Raw genomic sequence first — 18,891 nt, forward strand, 5'->3', positions numbered from 1 at the left:
TCGCTACGAACGCAAAGCCGACCACTTCCTGGCGTTCGTCGGCATCGCTGCCGCCCTCATCTGCTACCGCCGACTCGCCAAATAAAACGACGTCTTAGGCGGCTACCAACATCCCCATGACGCGGATACAGGCGATGAAGCAGGCGCCAATGTCGGGACCCCAAGGACGCATTACCCCAGGTCATGGCGCTCGCAATGCCGCTACAGCCTCCACCAGTCCAGCGCGCTCTAGTACATCGAGTACGTCATCCACGGTCTCCGGTGGGTTGTTCCGGGTGTCTGCGATCTCTTGAACACATGCCCACAGGTTACGGTCGTCGATGTCGATCTGATCGAGGACGAACTCATCCGGCGTCTTGACCTCCAGGCCCCAAGGCTGCAGAACATCCTTGGGAAGTCCTTGACGTTGGCAGTGACGATGATTTGAGCGCCTGCCTTGATCGCAGCAGCCAGCACGTGGCGGTCGTGAGGGTCCGGGAGCTTTAAGCCCTCGATCAGCGGCTCACAGTCGGTGACTAGTGCGTCTGGCACCGCCCGATTCATCAACTCCCGAACCCTTGGCAGTTTTTCGGCTATGCCAGGTCGCCGCGCGCCGAGGTTGCTGAACACTTCATCCAGGATCTGGTCGGTCCACTTGGCGCGGATCCTGCTAGTCCGCCTCATGGCGATGCGGATAACAAATCCCGCATTGTGTTGCCGAACAGTACGTTGGCGTCATAGACCACGACGAAGGTCATGGCTTAGAAACCCAGCTCCTGGCCGAGTACAGACAGCTCGTCGGCGGCAGCTCGGCGCTCAGCATCGTCGCGGCGCTGGTAGTCGAGCAGGTCCTCATACTTGATGCGGCGGTGCCGTCCAACCAGCCGATACGGGATCTTGCCGTCTTCTAGCAGGCCAATTAGATAGGGGCGGGATACGTTCAGGATGTCGGCCGCTTGCTGCGTGGTCAGCTCAGCCTTGAGCGGCATCACGTTCACTCCCCGCCCCTGGGCGGCCTGGATGAGGATGAACGCAACCATGTCAACCACCTCGCGTGGCAGCACTAGAGCGTCCTCACCTGCAAGCTCACCGGTCACCAGGATCTGCTGGGCGTTGGGGTGGCTGGTGAGGTAGTCAGCGATCCGCCGCTTGGCACGCTCGGCCAGTTCGGCATCGATTGTTCCGGGACTTAGGCGCTTAGCCTGGGCAGACGTCATATCTGCAGTATCCGCAACATTCGCAGTGCGCAACGGCCGGCACGAGTACACGGTTCGAGAAGCATCATTGATCGCGCTGAATCGGGATCATCGTATGTACGAGTGGAGCACGCGTGCCGTAGCGCCGCTGTCTCGCTCTTAGCCTCCGAGCTTCCGAGCGCCTCCCGGCCTTCCTGGGGTTATCGGTGGTCGAGCTCGGCGAGGAACCTCGTGCCTCGTCAACGTACTTGCTGATCAGCCGTCGCAGCTCGACCAGCTCCTGTTCCCGGTGCGGGTAGCCCACGATGGGCAGCTCTAGCACCTCGCACAGCTCGACCAGGGCGCGTTCGTACTCTGGCCCGCGTTCATGTCGACGCGGGCCAGGGCTGTCCGGGCTCACCATTGGTCGGCCCACTTGACGTGGATCTCGTAGGGCCGCCGGCCGTTCTGTGCGGCCTCGGCCTGTGCTTCGAGCAGGGCTTCCCACCGCATCGAGCGAGGCGGCCTGCCGGGTGAACACCTGGACCTCGGCGGAGGCTGGCCGGGCGGTCCGAGTCCGTATATGAGAAACGCCCCGCCTCCGGCGTACCGGAGGCGGAGCGCTGTTCCCTCACGGGATATGGGCAGCGGCCTTACTTGCCGCCGCTCTTCTTGTTGCCCTCGTCCTTGATCGGGGTCTTGGTGCCGCCCTTGTCGCCGTTCTCCTTGTAGGTACCGCGGTCGGGCATGAGAGGCTCCCTCGGGTCGTCGAAGAGCTGCCTTTTTGCCAGCTCACTGTGGACTGTCCGAGGGGATGCTTCGTCCGCCACCCGATCTTGATAGGAATCTCGGAGCTTCCGAAGATCTCGATCGCTCGCCGGGGCGGCCGTCTACGCCGACAAGGCCCTCAACGAGCAGGGCCACCGGTGTGTAGCGCAGCTTGGCAGCGCGGTTCGTTCGGGACGAAGAGGCCGGCTCGCGCCGTTGGTCCGCTGGTTTCTCCCTCCAGCCCCGACCAAGTGTCCCCCGCGTCCCTCTTGTCGCCCAACCGTCCGTGACCTGCCAGAACCAAGGGGAGACCGTGGGGGACATCGCGCCTTCCATGTGTCCCCCCGCGCGCGTCGGGGGCTGGAACAGCGGCGGGCGCCCCCGCTGTTCCAGCTCGCCAGGAGGATCACGGGCGGGTGACTAACTGCGTGACAACCGCGACGAACGACGGCGGACGTTCCCGCTCGGTTGGGGCCTTCCAGGGCAGCAGCAACGTCTAAGGTGCTGGCCAAACACAGCGTAAGTCGCCTGAAAAGCGGAAGGTCGGCGGTTCGACTCGGCCCCTGCCCACAAGTCGTGATCTTTGAGAACAGCGTCCGACCTGCAGGATGAGGTCGGACGCTGTTCGCTGTGTGTCTGGTCGTGGTCGGTCGTCAATGGGGGGCGATGTCGGATACGTGCCCAAGTTTTAGCCCTGTTGGGCTGCCGCGATGCGGCGTTTGAGGTGGAGCATCCTCAGATGTCCTCGACTTCGCGGATGACCGTGGCGGCCTGGCCACTGAAACTGACCTTCGCGAAGCGCTGCGCGGACTGGACCCACATGTCCATGTTGTCGGTAGTGCAGCGGTTGTCCGGGCGGGCCGCCCCATCCGGGCACTTGCCGCCCGCCACGATCAGGACGGTGTCGGCGGCCGTGAAGAACACCGTGTCACCCACCTGGTACTTGCCGGGCGCGAGATAGGTCAACTCACCCTCCGCCTGACCCACCTCGCTGGGCGGCGCGTCCTGCTCGGACGGCGCGACGGTGTTGTGCTGCTGGGGCGCGGTCGACTGTCCCGCGGACGCAGAAGAGGAAGAGGATGTCGTGGCCGCTGTGGCCGACGACGCGGCCGACGACGGTGCCGGGGCCGCGCCGGCGCCTCCGGCGTTGTTGCAGGCCGACAGGCCGAGGGCGAGGATGGCAGCGGTCGCGGCGGTCGCCAGGATCGTACACATAAGGTCATCTCCGTAACTCCGGTGCCGCTCTGGGCGAGCGCGCTTCTGGTTTGGTGAGACCTCGACCGCCCGGACCTGGTTTGCCGGAATGCGGGTGATCAGAACCACGCGGAGTCCACCGAACTTCTCCACCCACCCCCTTGTCCAACCCCTTTCAGCCCCGCATCAAGGAACTCATTTCATCCTCGAGCGACACCGTGTTCTTGCAGGCGAACGACCGCTCGGCTCACCCACCGCAAACGTGCTATATGGAGCGACTTCGCAGCCTGATGCCCAGAACCAAGAGACCCTGACATGGGCATCGACCGCATGGCCGACGCCAAGCGGAAGGTCGAACGTTCGCCCCCGCCCACCACACCTAACGTGCAGAAAGACCCCGAGCGGAGATCGCCCGGGGTCTTTTTGACGGCAACGTCCTCAGCCGAGGGCATCTCCTGGCTTCCCAAGCGCCTTGCGTCCCTCGTCCAAGGCCGCGTGTGCGTAGATCGTCATGGTGGCCTCGATGTCACTGTGGCCGACGATACCCCCCGGACAAAATGCGGCGGGACGCCCAGGTCAGTGGGCCAGGCCTAATCGGGGCTAGTGCTTGATGGTGTGAGTGTGACCCACGGCGATCCAGTTGGGACCGCACATTGCCCGCGAGGTTTCGCCGACCCACTTCCAGGGGCCGTAGACGGTCTTCTGGCCGCTCCCGTTCCGCTGGTGGCACTTGGCGATGGCCCGCACATAGCCTGCGCCGGACGCACATCGCGCCCACGTGCCGACGCGGGGCGACATGTAGCCGTCCTTGCAGCCGGAAGGCCACGGTTCGGCGTGCGCGGCGGTCGGTGTGATGGATACGACGGCGCCGGCCGCCACAGTTACCAACGCGCCCAAGATCGTTTTCTTCATGGTGGCGAGTATAAAAGTTTTCGATCTTGCAGCGTCCGCATTACTCAGCCGATTTCAGTGAACAAGGTCACCCGAACTTTTCATGAGCTGCGGCCCCGCCGGGCCAGAGCGGTCGGGCACACGAAAAAGCAGCCCTTCCCGGAGATCCGGAAAGGGCCGCTCTTGCGTGTGACACCGCTTACGCGGCACCCCCAGATGTGTAGACGTCCACGATGCCGGCGTAGTACAGGCCCGTGGCGCGCTGCTTATCGGACGCGGCCCCCGGGGAACCCGTCCCTGAACTTGACGTGGAGCACGGCGTCAGGACCGAGACGCCAACGGAGGCGCCGACGCGCCTCGAGAAGCGCCGTGCGCTCCAACTGCCGCCTGCTGTTCCCCCGGACCGTGTCGTGGAGGGTCAGCACGGGCTTGCCGGCAGGCTCGTCGACCTGCGCGGACCCGCTCAGGATCACCTCGACGTCCACTGAACGGGCGTAGAAGCGGTCCTGAGGGCAGCAGCAGACGTGACGACAACGCCTCGATGCTCCGAACTGGGCATCTCACCTTCGGCCGTGGGTGACCAACAGCGTGACATCCGCGACGAACGACGGCGGACGTTGTCGCGGGTCATCAGCGACCTCGTATGTCTCGTCGCCAGCGGGTTGGTGGCGTGCCGTAGCGGTTCTTGAACGCGCGGCTGAATGCCGCCTCCGACGTGTAGCCGACCCTCTGCGCGATGAGCGCGACCGGATGGGAGGTGTCGCGCAGCAGGTCGGTAGCCGCGTCCAGGCGTACGTGCGCGAGATAGGCCGCCGGCGGCATCCCAACGCGAGCGACGAACCGCGCAGCGAACGCCGACCGGGAAAGGTTGCACGCTCGGGCCAGCTCCTCGACCGTCCAGTCGTGGCCGGGACCTCGGTGGATGGCGCTCAAGGCCAGACCGATCTGCGGGTCGAACGCACCGGGCAGCCAGTTCGGTTCGGCGTCCGCGCCGGCGGCCCAGGCACGCAGAATCTGGATGAAGATCAGGTCGAGGATGCGGGCGACCATTACCGCCGACCCTTGAGAGGGCGATTGCATCTCGATCACGAGCATCCTGCGGGCGACTTCGAGCCCCTCGAGCGCTGGGCCGTGGACGCCGCGCAGGATGATCACGGCCGGGAGGCTCCCGAGCAGGTGGCTCGCCTTCGGATCGCCGATCGTGAATGTTCCGCAGAGCCAGCGCGCCGGCTCGGGTGCGTCGTTCTCGGCTACGCCGGCGCGCACGATCGCTTGCGCCCGCTTGCCCCCGTCGCTGACGTGGTGCGGGTCGCCGCGCGGGAACAGGACGACATCGCCGCGGCTTACGTGCTCGACGTGCGGGTCTCCGTCGACCCGAACCACGAGTTCGCCCTCTTCGATGATGTGCAGGCTGCCGATATCGGCGAAGCCGATCGAGAAGGTTCGCGGCGGAGCGTACGCAACGATCCGTTCTCCGCTCAGACGGACCCTCCGGAGCAGCTCCGAGAGCAAGTCGTGCGACTGACTATCTGCGTCGAGGCCGAGCGCGGCATCCTCAAGCGCCGGCGGATCGGCGAACTCATGCGGCGATCCGAGCAGATCGGCTGACGTCGCTGGACGATCAGCAAAATTTCCTGGCGGAGCGGTCATGGTCGCTGCCCATTCCTCTAACTACGATCGACGAACAGTGAGTGGGGCCAACAAACGAAAGGACTTAGGACGGCGCTGGGCGCTCTGTCATATGCCGGCTTCTTCATCGGAGAAGCAGCTGCGATAGCGAAAGTTCGCCCGACATCATCGTCCAGGTCTGGGCCTGCTCGCTTGTATCAGCCGAGACTAACAACCAGGAGATCATCCATGGCGGAAAAGCCGACTAAAATCAGCTTCGTCTATTCCAACCCCACCGACCCGGACGCATTCGAGGCAGCTTACTCCGAGCAGCTCGCGCTGGCGCGCAAGCTCCCCGGCCTGACTCGGCTGCAGACGTCGAAGGTCTGGCCCAAGGAGGACGGCAGCCCGACTCCGGCGTACCGGCTTTTGGACCTGTACTTCGCCGACTACGCGGCGGCAAGCGCCGCCGCCGCGGAGGCGGGTCCGCTCGTCGCCGCTACCCGCGAGCACGCCACCGGAGGCGTTGTGATCGCATTCGCAGAAGTCCTCGAGGACGCCTAGGCCGAACAAGACGGATTCCAGTCCCGTCGTCATTGCGGCAACCGATTGCCGGGAGGGGGCAGGACCCCCTCCCGGCCCACCCCCACAGCCGATGGGTGATATCGCGCGAGCGAAGGCCGTCGCGAGGGGACCGGCCAACGCCCGGTTCGAGGTGATGAAGAGTCCAGATCTCCCTCTGGCCGACGAGCCGGAGTGAGACGTCACAGCCGCCACAGGTGGATGCGGCCGTCCGAACCGCCACCGGCCAGCGTCTTGCCGTCCGGGCTGAACGCCACCGAGTAGCCGGTCGTCGAGCCGAACGCGTGGACCTCCTTGCCGGTTCGCGCGTCCCAGACCGTGGCGGTCGGGCCGTTCTCCTCGTCGCAGGCGGCCAAGTAACGGCCGTCGGGGCTGAACGCGACCTCGCCGCTCGTGCCGCCGGCGAAGCGTTCGCCGGGCTTGTGCGTGGCGACGTCCCAGGTCTCGACGTCGACCTTGGTGCCGGCACCGGCCACGGTCTTCCCGTCCGGGCTGAACGCCACCGCGTCGACGGCGCGATGGGCGTTGATCGGGCTTTTCGGTCGGCGGCCGGGGACGTCCCAGAGGCGGATGTGGTCGCCGTCGCCGTACGCCAGCGTCCGGCCGTCCGGGCTGAACGCGGGCTCGAAGATGAAGTGGCCCTCGGTCGGGGTGGTGGCGGTGTCCTGCCGGGTGGCGATATCCCAGAGCCGCACCCCGACCATGATCGCCGCGTTGTCGCCGAGCCAGAAGGAGCCGACGGCGAGGGTCGTACCGTCCGGGCTGAACGTCGCGGACGTGGCGCTCTCGCCCTTCGGGGTGGTGAGGGTGGTGATGACCCGCCTGGCGGCGACGTCCCAGAGCTGGATGCTGCCGTTGTCGTCCTCGGTGGCCAGCGTTTTCCCGTCCGGGCTGAACGTCACGATGTGCCGGGACTTGTCGGGGTCGCCGGTACCGCTGTCCAGCACGGCGGTCTGTCGTCCCGTGGCGGTGTCCCACAGCCGGACGGCGTCGTAGTTGTCGGCGCTGGCGAGCGTCTTGCCGTCCGGGCTGAACGCCACGCCCCAGACCCCGGCCGAGTCGGTGTCGAGCACGCGGTCGGCCGGGATGGTCGTCGGGATGGCGGTCGGGTGGTGCGTGGGCACGGAGGCGCCACCCGTCCCGGCCCGTACGGCGACGCCGACGGCTGCGGCGAGCACGACGACGGTGCCCGCCACGATGGCCGCGACCCGCCCACGTCGGAGGCGACCTACGGTCCCGTCCAGGACCTCGGTGCCCGTCTGGACCGTGCCACCGTACGAGCCGGGCGGCACCGAATGCGGCGCGAACTCGGGACGCTCCGGGGACAGGTCACCGGATGGGCCGGGCGCGGGAGGCACCGGAACCAGGCCATCGCCCGGCCCGGGCTGGGGACCGGCTGGAGGTCGAGCACCGTACGGACCGGGCGCGGACTCGGGCGGTGGCCCGGGCGCCGGAAGCGTGGCCTCGGAACTCGCCGAAGATCGGCCACCGTAGGGACCGGACGCGGACTCGGGAGGCGCGGCGGGCGGTGGCGCGGCCTGCGGGATGAGGAGGTCGCGGACGTACTCCGGGGTGGGTCGGGCGTCGGGGTCCTTGTTGAGGAGGCCGGTGAGGACGTCCGTCAGGGGGCCCGCGCGGGTCGGCGGCGGTGGGTCTTCGGTGGCGATGGCGACGAAGACCGCGCCGTGCGTCGGGCCCTGAAACGGGGGGCGGCCCTCGACCACGGCGTACAGGGTGGCGCCGAGCGCCCACAGGTCCGACCGCGGGGTGGCGGCGTGGCCGCGGACCTGTTCCGGTGACATGTACGCCGGGGTGCCGAGCTGGATGCCGGACTTCGTCAGCGTGGCGTCGCCCTCCAGCACGGCGATGCCGAAGTCGGTGAGCACCGCGCGGTCGCCGTCCAGCAGCACGTTCGCCGGCTTGACGTCGCGGTGCACGATGCCCTTGGCGTGCGCGGCGGCGAGCGCGTCCAGCATCTGACGGCCGATGTCCGCCACCCGCCGTACGGGCAGCGGCCCGCCCGTACGCAGCACATCGTCCAGCGACCCTCCCGCGGCCAGCTCCATCACCAGCCACGGGCGGCCATCGTCGCCGATCACCCGGTCGTGCAGGGCCACGATGCCGGGGTGGTGCAGGCGGGCGGCGGCGCGCGCCTCGCGGGCGGCCCGGGCGTACCACTCGCGCCGCTCGGTGTCGTCGATCTCGTCGGGCAGCCGCAGTTCCTTGACGGCGACCTCGCGATCAAGCTCGGCGTCGTACGCGCGCCAGACCCGGCCCATGCCGCCGCGTCCGATGAGCCCGAGGATCCGGTAGCGACCGGCGAGGATCTCCCCGGGTTCACCGTGCATGGAACGAAGATAGCGAACCGGACATTGCGCGTCAGCTAGCACGGCTGACAGCGGCGGTTGACAGCAACGGCGACCACCACCGGCTACCGCCGACACACGTCGACAGCCATCTGACCTAAGGCAGGGCGGGCACGATCTCTCCTGTGATCGCGGAACGTCAACGACCTCGTGATCACTGAGTCCCTGCCGGCACCTCACTCCGGGGTGAGGGCCTCAGCCCGATCCGCGTGACCCCCTTATTCAGGTACGCGGATGATGTCGGGCTGCTCGGGGCCGTGCGGGATGTCGAAGGTGTCCTCGCCGGTGCGCAGTAGCCGCAGCACCACACCGGCCACGTACTCCGGTCGATGCACCACCAACCCTGGCCGGGGAGGCACGCCATCTTTGAAGATGCCGTTGCCGAACTCGGTCGCGGTCACCGAGGGCAGCAGCAGCGACACCGCGATTCCGTCCGCGGCCAGTTCCTCTCGCAACACCGAGCTGATCATGTTCACCGCCGACTTGGTCGCCGCGTACGCCCCCACCCCGGTCGCGACCCGGCGGGTCGTGCCCGAGCTGACGTTCACGATCCGCCCGAAGCCCCCCTCCCGCATGGCGGGCAGCACCGCCTGGGTGACGTCGACCAGGCCGGCCACGTTGAGGTCGAGGATCTTGCGGTACTCGGCGACATCGATGTCGGCGATCGGCCCCTGGATGCTGGCGCCGGCGTTGTTCACCAAGCCGTCGATCTGCCCGTGCCGGTCCAGTGCGGCCGCGACCAGATCGCGCACCTGCGTGGCGTCGGTTACGTCGGTGGGCACCGCCAGCGCCCCGTCGAGTTCCTCGCTCAACGCGGCCAGCCGGTCGGCCCGGCGCGCGGCCAGTACCGGATACGCCCCGGCGGCGTGCAACAACCGCGCGGTGGCTTCGCCGATCCCAGACGACGCGCCCGTGACGATCACCGTCCGGCCGGTCAGTTCGATCAGATCCGTCATGATTCAACGTGTACCAGACCGCCGCGCCAGATGATCGGGGTGAAGCCGCCGACCGGGCGCCCGGTGGAGTCCGGTGAGGAAGAGGGATACTGCTCCCCGACGGAGACGGGTATCCCGAGAATGTGTTGACGACATCACCCTGTCCGACTACGACGCTTTGACGGCTCGCTAACGAGAAGCTCGATCAGGAACTCGGCATCCTCGGCACCTGCGACGCGGCCGTGTTCGTCGGACGAGCGTCGACGGATCCGTCATCCTTCGGAAGCCATACCCGAGTCGAAGGACATGGCTTCCGAAGGATGGCCGCCTGCGACCGTGTACCGGGCCACCCGCGCGGCGCACTGCGGATCTGATCGACGCCACCTGACGGCGCTGACCGCCTTGGCGAGCGGTTGGCTCTCGAACTCCCTCGGCCAAAGGGTGTGTGCTACGGCATTTTGTGTTCGGCAGCGACAGATGCGCGCACCAACATGGGTATTGTCCCTAGGTTGGTTACTGTCCCGCCGCAGCTGGTTGGGAAGTTGTTCAACGTGCATCCGACCTCAAGGAGCTGATCGGTGTTTGTGCGCACGGTGACGAACACATTAGCGTTGCCCTGAATTGTCACCGATGCACAATCCACAGCAATGGCGCCAAATGCCGAAGTGAAGTCGGTAAGCGGGGTAGGCGTAGGCGGACTTGTGCTCTCGTTGACTGTCTGGCCAAACACCTTCCCATTACGAACAGCCACGACAGCCTTCGTCTGACCTTGGGCGGCCGCCGCGCCAAGGCACTTGGATGGTCCCCCTGGCCCTGTGGGCCCGCTCGGCCCTGTGGGCCCGCTCGGCCCTGTGGGCCCAGTCGGGCCTGTCGGCCCAGTCGGGCCTGTCGGCCCGGTCGGTCCGGTCGGTCCTGTGGGTCCTGTCGCCCCTGTGGGTCCAGTCGGTCCTGTCGGCCCGGTCGGTCCTGTCGGCCCGGTCGCCCCTGTGGGCCCCGTCGGCGCTGTGGGCCCCGTCGATCCAGTCGGTCCGGTTGATCCAATCGGCCCGGTCGGCCCAGTGGGACCCGTCGATCCGAGGAGCCCCACCGGCCCAGTCGGCCCCGTCTGCCCCGTCGGCCCAAGGGGCCCAGTCGGCCCCGTCGACCCAGACGATCCAGCCGGGCCAATCGAGCCGGTGGGACCCGTCGATCCAACCGGACCCGTCGGCCCAAGTGGCCCAGTCGGCCCAGTCGGCCCAGACGATCCAACCGGTCCAGCCGGCCCAGTTGACCCCGTCGGCCCAGTCGATCCAACCGGCCCAGTCGATCCAGTCTCCCCGGCGGGTCCAGTCGGGCCGCTGGGTCCGGTGCGTCCGGCGAGTCCCGTGGGGCCAGCGGGACCGGCCAAGCCGGTATCTCCTCGCGGCCCTCGCAGTCCTGGTGCCCCCCGCGGGCCCCGCGGTCCTCGGGCCCCTCGCGATCCTCGCGACCCTTCCAGGGCTCCTATCGCGAATGCTGGAATTGGATCGCCTTCATCCTCTTCTACAATCTTGTCCCTATCGCCACCGACATAGAAACAGTGAGACCTGAAGATCCCTCGATGGCATAGTCCAGATACCGGGCTAAATCCGTAACCAACGGGCGAGATCTCCGGCGTCTTAGATTCCGCCGGAGCCGACGGCGGCAAGAACATCGTCACTGCGAGTCCGCCGACTGCCGCTGTCGCCGCAAAAGCCAGCCGACCCACTCCACCGGACGCTTCAACGAGTGATCGTTTCGTGTTTTGCATCAATTCTACGCACCTATGCCTGAACTGGAGATCGAACCTTCCGATAAGGCCACCCGACAGCGGCGCGAGATGGATACCCACCCATCGATACGTGAACTGCATCACTAAGGCCACAATCAAGTAAGAATCGATATGGCGATAAGTCCGATGACTCCTATCTCACCCTCCGATCCATCCAAGGATTTATCCCCGCAGAGCGGCCTCGATGTGGCATTTGACAGCATCATCATGGCCCCAATGCACTCGGTGTAGACCTTAAGCAGGACGGAGACGCCGTGCCCCGTGCATTCTGCGGCTTGGACGGCTGGTACGCCTCTGTTAAGCCATGTGGAGGCGAAGCGGAGGTCGTCGGCTCGTCGCCGCGTATGCCAGCAAATAGATCTCTTCGGCCCGGGCAGGCGCTCGCGACGCCATCTATCTCGCGCAGGCCCAACGAGCAGGGGGCTACTCATCGGCGCGTGATCTCGCGGGGCTATCCGGGAGGCAGCAGTAGCCCCGCGGGTGGGTCCGTGGCGAGGTCCTTGCCGAGGCCGCCCCGGCGGCCGGAGAAGGTCGCGTCGCTGAAGTCGACGGTGCCGCCGGAGAACTTCGCGCCGGTGAAGACGATGGTGGTGCCGGAGAACTCCGCGTCGGTGAAGTGGAGGGTGCCGCCGGACAATGTCGCGTCGGTGAAGTCGAGCGTGCCACCGGAGAACGTCGCGTCGTTGAAGTGGGCGGTGGTACCGGAGAACTCCGCGCCGCTGAAGCCGACGATGCCACCGGAGAGCGCCACGCCGGTGAAGTGAACGGCGCCGCCGGAGAACTCCGCGCCGGCGAAGTCGAGGGCGCCGCCCGAGCATGTCACTCCGGTGAAGTCGATGGAGGCGCCGGAGAACACCGCGGTGATGAAGTAGTGGGTGGCACCGGAGAATGTCGCGTCGCCGAAGCGGACCGTACCGCCGGAGAACTCCGCGGAGACGAAGTGGATGGGGCCGTCGGAGAAGGTCGCGCCCGTGAAGTCGATGGAGGCACCGGCGAACCTGGCACCGGTGAAGTCGACGGTGGCGCCCGAGAACGCGGTGCCGGTGAAGTCGACGATGCCGCCAGAGAACACGGCGTCGCGGAAGTCGACGATACCGCCGGAGAACTCCGCGCCGCTGAAGTCGCCTCCATCGAAGCGGGCACCGGTGAAGTTGAAGTCATGGCCTCGCCAGGAGACCCGAGCGTTATCGCGCAGGTGTGCGGTGATGATCGAGATGACGGTGTGGTGCACCTCCCGGCTGCCGCCGAACGCCAGCTGCTCGGCGGCCGGAGGGCCGGCCTCCGAGGGAGGTTCGTAGGGCGTCCGCAGGTAGGCGCACAGCTCGTCAATGCAGGTCTGCCGGCCGTCCTGCCAATCGTCGGCCAGACCGGCCAGCGCGTACACCCCGGCCAGCCGCACCGCGGTCTCGGCGTGTTCAAGCCGCCTCGTCGCCCTGGCGAACCGTCTGTTGAACACCCGCACCCGGTCATCCTCTCCGCTTTTCCCGTCTTCGGCGAGACGCCGTTCGCGAAAGTCCATCACCGACGAACCTCAGCACGTCCTCCACCGACAGGTGCGTACACGCCTTCAGGCGCGGCAGGTCGGCGTGGAGGGAGATCGCGCGCCTGGTGGATCACAAGGGCGGCTCCGCCGCCGCGGAGAAGGGCCATCGGCAGGAGACCCGGCGCCTCGACCATCGTCCGCCGCACTCATGGCAACGCCGATATTGATCCGCCGGTCGCGGTCACATCTCACTCAATCCCGGAACGCCTCAGCCGTCGCTGCCACACCGATGTTGGACACGACCGTCGGCCGGCCGCCCGTGAGCCGGGCGAGGCCGAGTGGACGACCGTCCCCCACCACATCACCGTGGCGTTCGGCGGCCTGACGCCGACCGGAACAGTGGACCTGGGTACACCCCGGGACGGTGCCTGACCGTATCGAGGGCGCGGCCCAGGATCCGTAGTGTCCAGGGCATGACTGATCGCCGCGTTGGAAACCCCGCCCTGACCCGCCGGAGCGTGCTCGGCGGCGCCGTCGCGCTCGGCGCGGGAGGCGTCCTGACCACCGGAATTCCAGCTCAGGCGGCCGAGCCGTCCAGGCTTGAAGGTCGGATCGACGCCCTCGCCGGACGGCTCGATGCCGACCTGATCGCCCTACGCCGCGACATCCACCGCCACCCCGAACTGGCGGGCGACGAGGTCCACACCGCCGCGCTCGTCGCGGACCGGCTGCGCGCCGCCGGTCTCGCAGATCAACGGCGGTCCGGATCCCGCGCACGTGTGCGGCCACGACCTGCACACCACGATCGGCGTCGGGGTCGCCGAGGTGCTGGCGCGCCTGCGGACCCGGCTCCACGGCCGGGTGGTGTTCTTCTTCCAGCCGGGAGAGGAGGCCCTCGCCGGGGCGCAGGCGATGATCTCCGACGGCGTGCTGGAGCGGACGAGGCCGGACGAGATCCACGCACTGCACTGCGGCCCCTTCCCGGTCGGCACGTTCGCGGTCACGCCAGGCACCGGGCTGCCGGGTCAGGACCACGGCAGCATCACGCTGACCGGGCCCGGCGCCTCCGACCGGGCCGAGCGGCTCGTCGCCGACCTCGGCGCGCTGTCGACGGTCACGCCTCCGCAGACGTCGGCCGACCTCGAACGACTCATCCGGGAGGTGGAGACGCCGCACGGGCCGCTGGCCCGGTTCGTCTGGATGAGGGCCGGCGCGCGTCCCGCCGCCAACGGCGACGTCGAGGTCCGCGCGACGTACCGGTGCTGGCCGCAGGAACGCATCCCGGAGATCCGCGACCAGTTGCGCCACCTGACCGGCCGGTACCCGGACGCCCGCATCGAGTTTCCCGCCGACGCGTTCCCGGCGATGGTGTGCCCGCCACGTCCGGGACGGGAGGTCCGCGACTACCTGGAGCGCGGACTCGGCCGTCAGGCCGTCACGACCATGCACGCGGCGATCCCGTTCAGTGGCGAGGACTTCGCGCTGTTCCTCCGCCGCGTCCCCGGGACGTTCAGCTTCCTCGGCGTCCGGCGGCCCGGCGCGGACATCACCACCGCGTATCCGCACTTCGGCACCTTCGACCCGGACGAGCGCGCCATCGGCGTCGGCGTCCGCGCGATGGCCGGCTGGCTCGCCCATCGCGCCGGGATCGGGACCGGGCACTCTGCACCCTGACGAGCGCCTGGTCGCCGGATGGGCGTGCCGTCCAGGACGGCGACGGCAGCCACCACCGGTTGCCTCCGGTACGCGTCGACCACCGTCTGGCCTCGGCACGGGCACCGTCAGCAGGGCCGATGTCCCTCCTGAAAAGCGGAGACCGCGCTCAGCCGTCGGCCCGTCTCGGCTCGGTCGGGTAGACGAGGGGAAGGCCGGCGACCCCGACCAGGCCGGCCGGCCAGAGGGCCGCTGGGCGAACTCCGTCGACGAGTCGGTAGCTCGGGATGCGACGATGCCATTCCTCCAGGACCGCCTTCATCTCCAGCCGCGCGAGATGAGCCCCGAGGCAGAAGTGCGGCCCGATCCCGAAGGCCAGATGGGGCTGGCGGCGGTGGAAGTCGATCGTGTCGGGCTCGGCATGCTCCGAGGGGTCTCGGTCGGCGACCGCGACGGCGACATGGACGGCGGAACCCGCGGTGACCCGGTGGCCGTCCAGCTGCACGTCCTCAACGGCCACGCGAGGGAGGGTCAGGATCGGGCCGTCGATACGGAGGAGTTCCTCGATCGCGTCGGGGATGATGCCCGGGTCGTCGACGAGCTGCTGCCGTAAGTCCGGCCGGGTGGCCAGGATCGCGAAGGCGTTCGACAGGGCGTCGGTCACGGTGTCGAGCCCCGCGAGGACGAATTGGAAGCACATGCCAAGGAGCTCGTGCTCGGTGAGGCGGTCGTCGCCGGTGTCGGCGAGGAGGACTGCCAGCAGATCGGTCCCGCCGCTCTCCGCGCGGCGCGCCGCGATGTGCTCGACCAGATAGCCGGAAAGCTCGCGGGCGGCCTCGGCGGCGGCCTCGGAGGGGGCCTCGGCTCCGAACTCGGGGGCCGAGCTGAGGATGGCGTCCTTCCAGGCGATCAGGCGATCACGGTCGGCGAGCGGCAGTCCGAACATCGTCAGGAACACCTGCGCCGGGAGCGGTACGGCGATGCTCGAGACGAAATCGCAGCGGCCCGCGTCGGCGACATCGCCGACCAGTCTGACGGCGAGCGCTCTGATCTCAGACTCCATCGCCCTGATCCGGCGCGGGCTGAAGTGGGGCTGGAGCAGGCGCCTGTAGCGGGTGTGCTCGGGCGGGTCGAACGCGATCGGCAGCATCGGCACCGGGCTGCCCGCGCTCTCGTAGGCCCGCTTGGAGGAGAAGAGCTCCGGATGCCGCAGGACGTACTCGACCGTCTCCCGTGAGATGGCCGCCACCCCGGTGGTGACCCTGGTGACCGGTCCCCGCTCGCGAATCTTGGCGTAGGCGGTGTCCCGGTCCTCGCTCACCGGGAGCCTTTCGATCGAAAGAGGCTGCTGGACGCCGGCTTCACCATGGTCGGCCATCGGAAGGGTCCTCACTGTCGCCGAAGCCCCGGGTCGGGCAAACCGTAACAAGTGACCGGTCGACTGAGAAGTGCACTTTGTTGAGGCCGGTCGGGGGCTTGGCGGCGTCATGCCCGCCGTGCTACGCGATGGTCTCCGACCGACGGACCGGCGGGTGATCACGGCTACTGCGGTCGATCATCTGAGCGGCCATCACCGTGCCCGGATGCCGTCGAGGATGAGCGAGATGACACTCGCGGACTCCGCTTCGACCTCGGGGGAGGACCACTCCGCGGCGTGCGTCGGATCGTGGAAGCGGCTGGTCGCGTTGAAAATGGCTCGCGCGATCACCTCTGGCTCACCGGCCGCGAAGTCCCCGCCGGCGATGCCGTCGACGACGATCGCGCGGATCTGGGCGAACAAGAAGGCGACATGGGCGGAGGACACGGTGCTGTGCTCCGCCGCCAGCACCCGGAAGGTGGCGAACAGCTCCGGGTCCTCCCGCGCTTTCGCCCGTTTCACGGCGAACATGGTGGTGAGCAGCCCACGTAGCCGGTCGGGTGGGGGCAGTTCGGAATCCTGAATCGCCGCGGCGAGATCCTCTTGCACCCGGTCGAGCCAGCGCCGTATCACGGCCTCGCGCAGCGCCGCCTTGGACGGGAAATGCCGGTACACGCTCCCGTGGCTCACTCCCAGCAGCCGCGCGACGTCGAGCACCGTGGTCTTCTCCGGACCGTGGCGGCGCAGGACCTCCTCGGTGGCCGACACGATCGTCTCCGCGTCGAGCGGTTCCCCGCGCAATCAGATCTCCCTGTCGAGCTGGTACGAGGTCGGCGCTTCGACGCTGTCGCGCCCGGTCACCCGACCTCCGCAGCGGAGAACGTACGTCAACGGACTGACGAACGTCAAAGTCTGTCAGTCCGTCCGCGTCAGCTTGGAGTGACAAATATTGACATCTGTCATTCCATGTTCGTACGGTGTCGGTCCGACTGTCAGACGCGATGCGATCGCCGACCGAGGAGACATCATCAGCACCCCTACCGCTTCGTTCGCCGGCCGCACCGTGTCCCGGGTCGGCTACGGCGCGGCCCAGCTCGACCGCCTCCGTGACCGCCGCGGCGAGGCCGTCGCGCTGTTGCGCCGCGCGGTCGAGCTCGGCGTGAATCACGTGGACACCGCCGAGTTCTACGGGTTCGGCTTCGCCAACGCCGTGATCCGCGAAGCTCTGCGCCGGGAAGACAGCGTTCTGGTCGTCACCAAGGTCGGCGCCGACCCCAATCCGGGCGGACGTCTGCCGCTGCGGATCGCGCAGCGGCCCGAGCAGCTGCGGGCCAGCGTCGAGGACAACCTCCGCAGCCTCGGCGTCGACCGGCTCCCCGTGGTCAACCTCCGGCGCCTCGACTCCGGCCCCGGGCTGCGTCCCGAGGGCGACCAGGTGGTCGACCTCGACGATCAGCTCGGGGTCATGACCGCGCTGCGGGACGAGGGCAAGATCGGCGCGATCGGCCTGAGCAGCGTCACCCTCGACGGCCTGCGCCGCGCTCTGCCGGCCGGCATCGTCTGCGTGCAGAACGCGTACAGCCTGGTCTCCCGTGCCGACGAGGACATGCTGCGGCTGTGCGCGGCCGAGGGCATCGCGTGGGTGCCGTTCTTCCCGCTCGGCGGGGCGTTTCCGGGCCTGCCCAAGGTCACCGAGGAGCCGGCCGTCCACGCCGTGGCCGAGTCGCTGGGTGTCACGCCCTCCCAGGTCGGTCTCGCCTGGCTGTTGCACCACGCGCCGAACGTGCTGCTCATACCCGGCACCGCCGACCCGGCCCACCTGGAGGCCAACATGGCGGTCGGCGAGCTCACCTTCGACGACGCCACCCGCGCCGCCCTCAACGCCGTCGAGTCCCGCTCCAACGAAGTCCCGATCGGCTAGGCGGAGGGAAGAGCGTGGGGACGGGCATGGGGATGAACGCCCCTTTCGCCGTAGCACCAGCAGCAAGAGACCCTAGGAACGGATCATGAGAGCGATCATCTACCGCGACAACGGCGGCCCCGACGTTCTTCGGCTCGTCGACCGTGACCTGCCCGTGCCCGGCCCCGGCGAGGTTCGCGTCCGGGTCGCGGTGTCCGGCGTGAACCCGACCGACTGGCAGGCCCGCTCCGGCTCCACCGGCCCCACGAGGTTCCCCGAGGTCACTCCGCACCTGGACGGCGCCGGCACGATCGACGCCGTCGGTGAGGGGGTCGACCCGAGCCGGATCGGTCAGCGGGTCTGGCTGTTCATGGCCACCGCCGGGCGGCCCACCGGCACCGCCGCCGAGTTCACCGTCGTGCCCGCGGAGCAGGCCGTGCCGCTGCCCGATGAGGCCGGTTTCGACGTCGGCGCCGCACTCGGCGTTCCCGCGCTCACCGCGCACCGCGCGCTCACCGTCGCCGAGGACGGGCCGCGCCGTCTGCGGCCCGGGGCGCTCGACGGCAGGGTGGTGCTCGTTGCGGGTGGGGCCGGAGCGGTCGGGCACGCGGTGATCCAGCTCGCCCGATGGGCCGGCGCCACCGTGATCAGCACGATCAGCGGCCCGGAGAAGGCCCGGCTGGCCACTGCCGCCGGCGCCCACCATGTGATCAACTATCGCGAGGGCGACCCGGCCGCCGAGATCCGCGAGATCGCCCCGGACGGCGTCGACATCGTCGCCGAGGTGGCGCTCGGCGCGAACCTCGCACTGGACCTGGCCGTGCTGCGGACGCGCGGCACGATCTCGACCTACGCCAACGACGGCGGCAAGCCGGTCGAGCTGGACGTGCTGCGGAACATGGTGCTGAACACACGCTTGCAGTTCCTGGTGCTCTACACCGCTGGTTCCGAGGCGCGCACCGCGGCCGCCGAGGACGTCGCCGCCGCAGTCGCCGACGGCGCCCTGCCGGTCGGAGCGGAGCACGGCCTGCCGCTGGTCCGCTTTCCGCTCGACCGCACCGCCGACGCGCACCGGGCGGTGCAGAGCGGCGCGGTCGGCAAGGTCCTGGTGGACGTCACGCGATGACGCTCCACCGCCCGCGAAGACGTCCCGGCGCCGGGCCGACCGAGGCGATCCCGCTCACGGCCGTCCGGATCCGTCGCCGTAAGAA

At 68.5% G+C, this 18,891-nt stretch carries 14 protein-coding genes, 1 tRNA gene and 1 pseudogene; 6 read left to right on the forward strand and 10 right to left on the reverse strand.

The window, feature by feature from the left end; genetic code table 11:
• Nucleotides 1–85 (forward strand): annotated as a pseudogene (locus AB0L00_RS18825) (IS5/IS1182 family transposase); the annotation flags it as partial.
• A gap of 143 nt (nt 86–228) precedes the next feature.
• Here the strand turns inward: AB0L00_RS18825 and AB0L00_RS18830 are convergent.
• Nucleotides 229–663: a PIN domain-containing protein gene (locus tag AB0L00_RS18830; RefSeq protein ID WP_364435441.1), complete on the reverse strand. Its 435-nt coding sequence runs from the start codon at nt 661–663 to the stop codon at nt 229–231.
• 77 nt (nt 664–740) lie between these two features.
• Nucleotides 741–1,196 carry a helix-turn-helix domain-containing protein gene (locus AB0L00_RS18835; RefSeq protein ID WP_364435444.1) on the reverse strand — a complete coding sequence of 152 codons (456 nt, stop codon included), beginning with the start codon at nt 1,194–1,196 and terminating at the stop codon, nt 741–743.
• Between the two features lie 888 nt (nt 1,197–2,084).
• Here AB0L00_RS18835 and AB0L00_RS18840 point away from each other — a divergent pair.
• Nucleotides 2,085–2,172, forward strand: a tRNA-Pro gene (locus AB0L00_RS18840).
• Nucleotides 2,173–2,657: 485 nt separating this feature from the next.
• Here AB0L00_RS18840 and AB0L00_RS18845 read toward each other — a convergent pair.
• The 3 genes from AB0L00_RS18845 to AB0L00_RS18855 form a co-directional block, all read right to left on the reverse strand.
• Entirely contained in the window at nt 2,658–3,269 is a 612-nt protein-coding gene (locus tag AB0L00_RS18845) for a hypothetical protein (RefSeq protein WP_364435447.1), read from the reverse strand.
• Nucleotides 3,270–3,716: 447 nt separating this feature from the next.
• The gene (locus AB0L00_RS18850) at nt 3,717–4,028 is read right to left on the reverse strand and encodes a hypothetical protein (protein WP_364435450.1); all 312 of its coding nucleotides are present in this window, start codon (nt 4,026–4,028) and stop codon (nt 3,717–3,719) included.
• 609 nt (nt 4,029–4,637) lie between these two features.
• The gene (locus AB0L00_RS18855) at nt 4,638–5,657 is read right to left on the reverse strand and encodes an AraC family transcriptional regulator (RefSeq protein ID WP_364435453.1); all 1,020 of its coding nucleotides are present in this window, start codon (nt 5,655–5,657) and stop codon (nt 4,638–4,640) included.
• Nucleotides 5,658–5,864: 207 nt separating this feature from the next.
• Here AB0L00_RS18855 and AB0L00_RS18860 point away from each other — a divergent pair, with 207 nt between their 5' ends.
• Nucleotides 5,865–6,179 carry an EthD family reductase gene (locus AB0L00_RS18860; RefSeq protein ID WP_345367225.1) on the forward strand — a complete coding sequence of 105 codons (315 nt, stop codon included), beginning with the start codon at nt 5,865–5,867 and terminating at the stop codon, nt 6,177–6,179.
• Between the two features lie 200 nt (nt 6,180–6,379).
• Here the strand turns inward: AB0L00_RS18860 and AB0L00_RS18865 are convergent, their stop codons facing one another.
• The 3 genes from AB0L00_RS18865 to AB0L00_RS18875 all read right to left on the reverse strand — a co-directional run bounded on the left by AB0L00_RS18865 (nt 6,380) and on the right by AB0L00_RS18875 (nt 12,749).
• The gene (locus AB0L00_RS18865) at nt 6,380–8,545 is read right to left on the reverse strand and encodes a protein kinase (RefSeq protein ID WP_364435458.1); all 2,166 of its coding nucleotides are present in this window, start codon (nt 8,543–8,545) and stop codon (nt 6,380–6,382) included.
• Between the two features lie 236 nt (nt 8,546–8,781).
• Nucleotides 8,782–9,519 carry an SDR family oxidoreductase gene (locus AB0L00_RS18870; RefSeq protein ID WP_364435461.1) on the reverse strand — a complete coding sequence of 246 codons (738 nt, stop codon included), beginning with the start codon at nt 9,517–9,519 and terminating at the stop codon, nt 8,782–8,784.
• Between the two features lie 2,219 nt (nt 9,520–11,738).
• Complete coding sequence (locus tag AB0L00_RS18875; protein WP_345367211.1) at nt 11,739–12,749, reverse strand: pentapeptide repeat-containing protein; 1,011 nt, start codon at nt 12,747–12,749, stop codon at nt 11,739–11,741.
• A gap of 798 nt (nt 12,750–13,547) precedes the next feature.
• On the opposite strand from AB0L00_RS18875, the gene AB0L00_RS18880 reads away from it, so the two are divergent.
• On the forward strand, nt 13,548–14,444 hold the full coding sequence (locus tag AB0L00_RS18880) for a M20/M25/M40 family metallo-hydrolase (RefSeq protein ID WP_364435464.1): 897 nt from the start codon (nt 13,548–13,550) through the stop codon (nt 14,442–14,444).
• A 148-nt stretch (nt 14,445–14,592) separates the two neighbouring features.
• Here the strand turns inward: AB0L00_RS18880 and AB0L00_RS18885 are convergent, their stop codons facing one another.
• Both AB0L00_RS18885 and AB0L00_RS18890 read right to left on the reverse strand, forming a co-directional pair.
• Nucleotides 14,593–15,744, reverse strand: a complete 1,152-nt coding sequence (locus AB0L00_RS18885; RefSeq protein WP_364435467.1) for a cytochrome P450 — start codon at nt 15,742–15,744, stop codon at nt 14,593–14,595.
• Nucleotides 15,745–15,993: 249 nt separating this feature from the next.
• Nucleotides 15,994–16,581: a TetR family transcriptional regulator gene (locus tag AB0L00_RS18890; RefSeq protein ID WP_364435470.1), complete on the reverse strand. Its 588-nt coding sequence runs from the start codon at nt 16,579–16,581 to the stop codon at nt 15,994–15,996.
• A 262-nt stretch (nt 16,582–16,843) separates the two neighbouring features.
• On the opposite strand from AB0L00_RS18890, the gene AB0L00_RS18895 reads away from it, so the two are divergent.
• A complete protein-coding gene (locus tag AB0L00_RS18895) occupies nt 16,844–17,701 on the forward strand; it encodes an aldo/keto reductase (protein WP_364435472.1) in 858 nt (285 codons plus the stop codon).
• Nucleotides 17,702–17,786: 85 nt separating this feature from the next.
• Nucleotides 17,787–18,806, forward strand: coding sequence for an NADPH:quinone reductase (locus AB0L00_RS18900; RefSeq protein ID WP_364435475.1), 1,020 nt, complete (start codon nt 17,787–17,789; stop codon nt 18,804–18,806).
• Nucleotides 18,807–18,891: the final 85 nt, after the last annotated feature.

The sequence above is a fragment of the Actinoallomurus sp. NPDC052308 genome (assembly GCF_040679195.1).
GTDB classification, from domain to species: domain Bacteria; phylum Actinomycetota; class Actinomycetes; order Streptosporangiales; family Streptosporangiaceae; genus Actinoallomurus; species Actinoallomurus liliacearum.

What these genes read in the sequence shown, in the direction of transcription:
- AB0L00_RS18835 (WP_364435444.1), bottom strand. Translation starts at nt 1,196, where the DNA reads ATGACGTCTGCCCAGGCTAAGCGCCTAAGTCCCGGAACAATCGATGCC.
- AB0L00_RS18855 (WP_364435453.1), bottom strand. Translation starts at nt 5,657, where the DNA reads ATGACCGCTCCGCCAGGAAATTTTGCTGATCGTCCAGCGACGTCAGCC.
- AB0L00_RS18830 (WP_364435441.1), bottom strand. Translation starts at nt 663, where the DNA reads ATGAGGCGGACTAGCAGGATCCGCGCCAAGTGGACCGACCAGATCCTG.
- AB0L00_RS18865 (WP_364435458.1), bottom strand. Translation starts at nt 8,545, where the DNA reads ATGCACGGTGAACCCGGGGAGATCCTCGCCGGTCGCTACCGGATCCTC.
- AB0L00_RS18860 (WP_345367225.1), top strand. Translation starts at nt 5,865, where the DNA reads ATGGCGGAAAAGCCGACTAAAATCAGCTTCGTCTATTCCAACCCCACC.
- AB0L00_RS18870 (WP_364435461.1), bottom strand. Translation starts at nt 9,519, where the DNA reads ATGACGGATCTGATCGAACTGACCGGCCGGACGGTGATCGTCACGGGC.
- AB0L00_RS18900 (WP_364435475.1), top strand. Translation starts at nt 17,787, where the DNA reads ATGAGAGCGATCATCTACCGCGACAACGGCGGCCCCGACGTTCTTCGG.
- AB0L00_RS18850 (WP_364435450.1), bottom strand. Translation starts at nt 4,028, where the DNA reads ATGAAGAAAACGATCTTGGGCGCGTTGGTAACTGTGGCGGCCGGCGCC.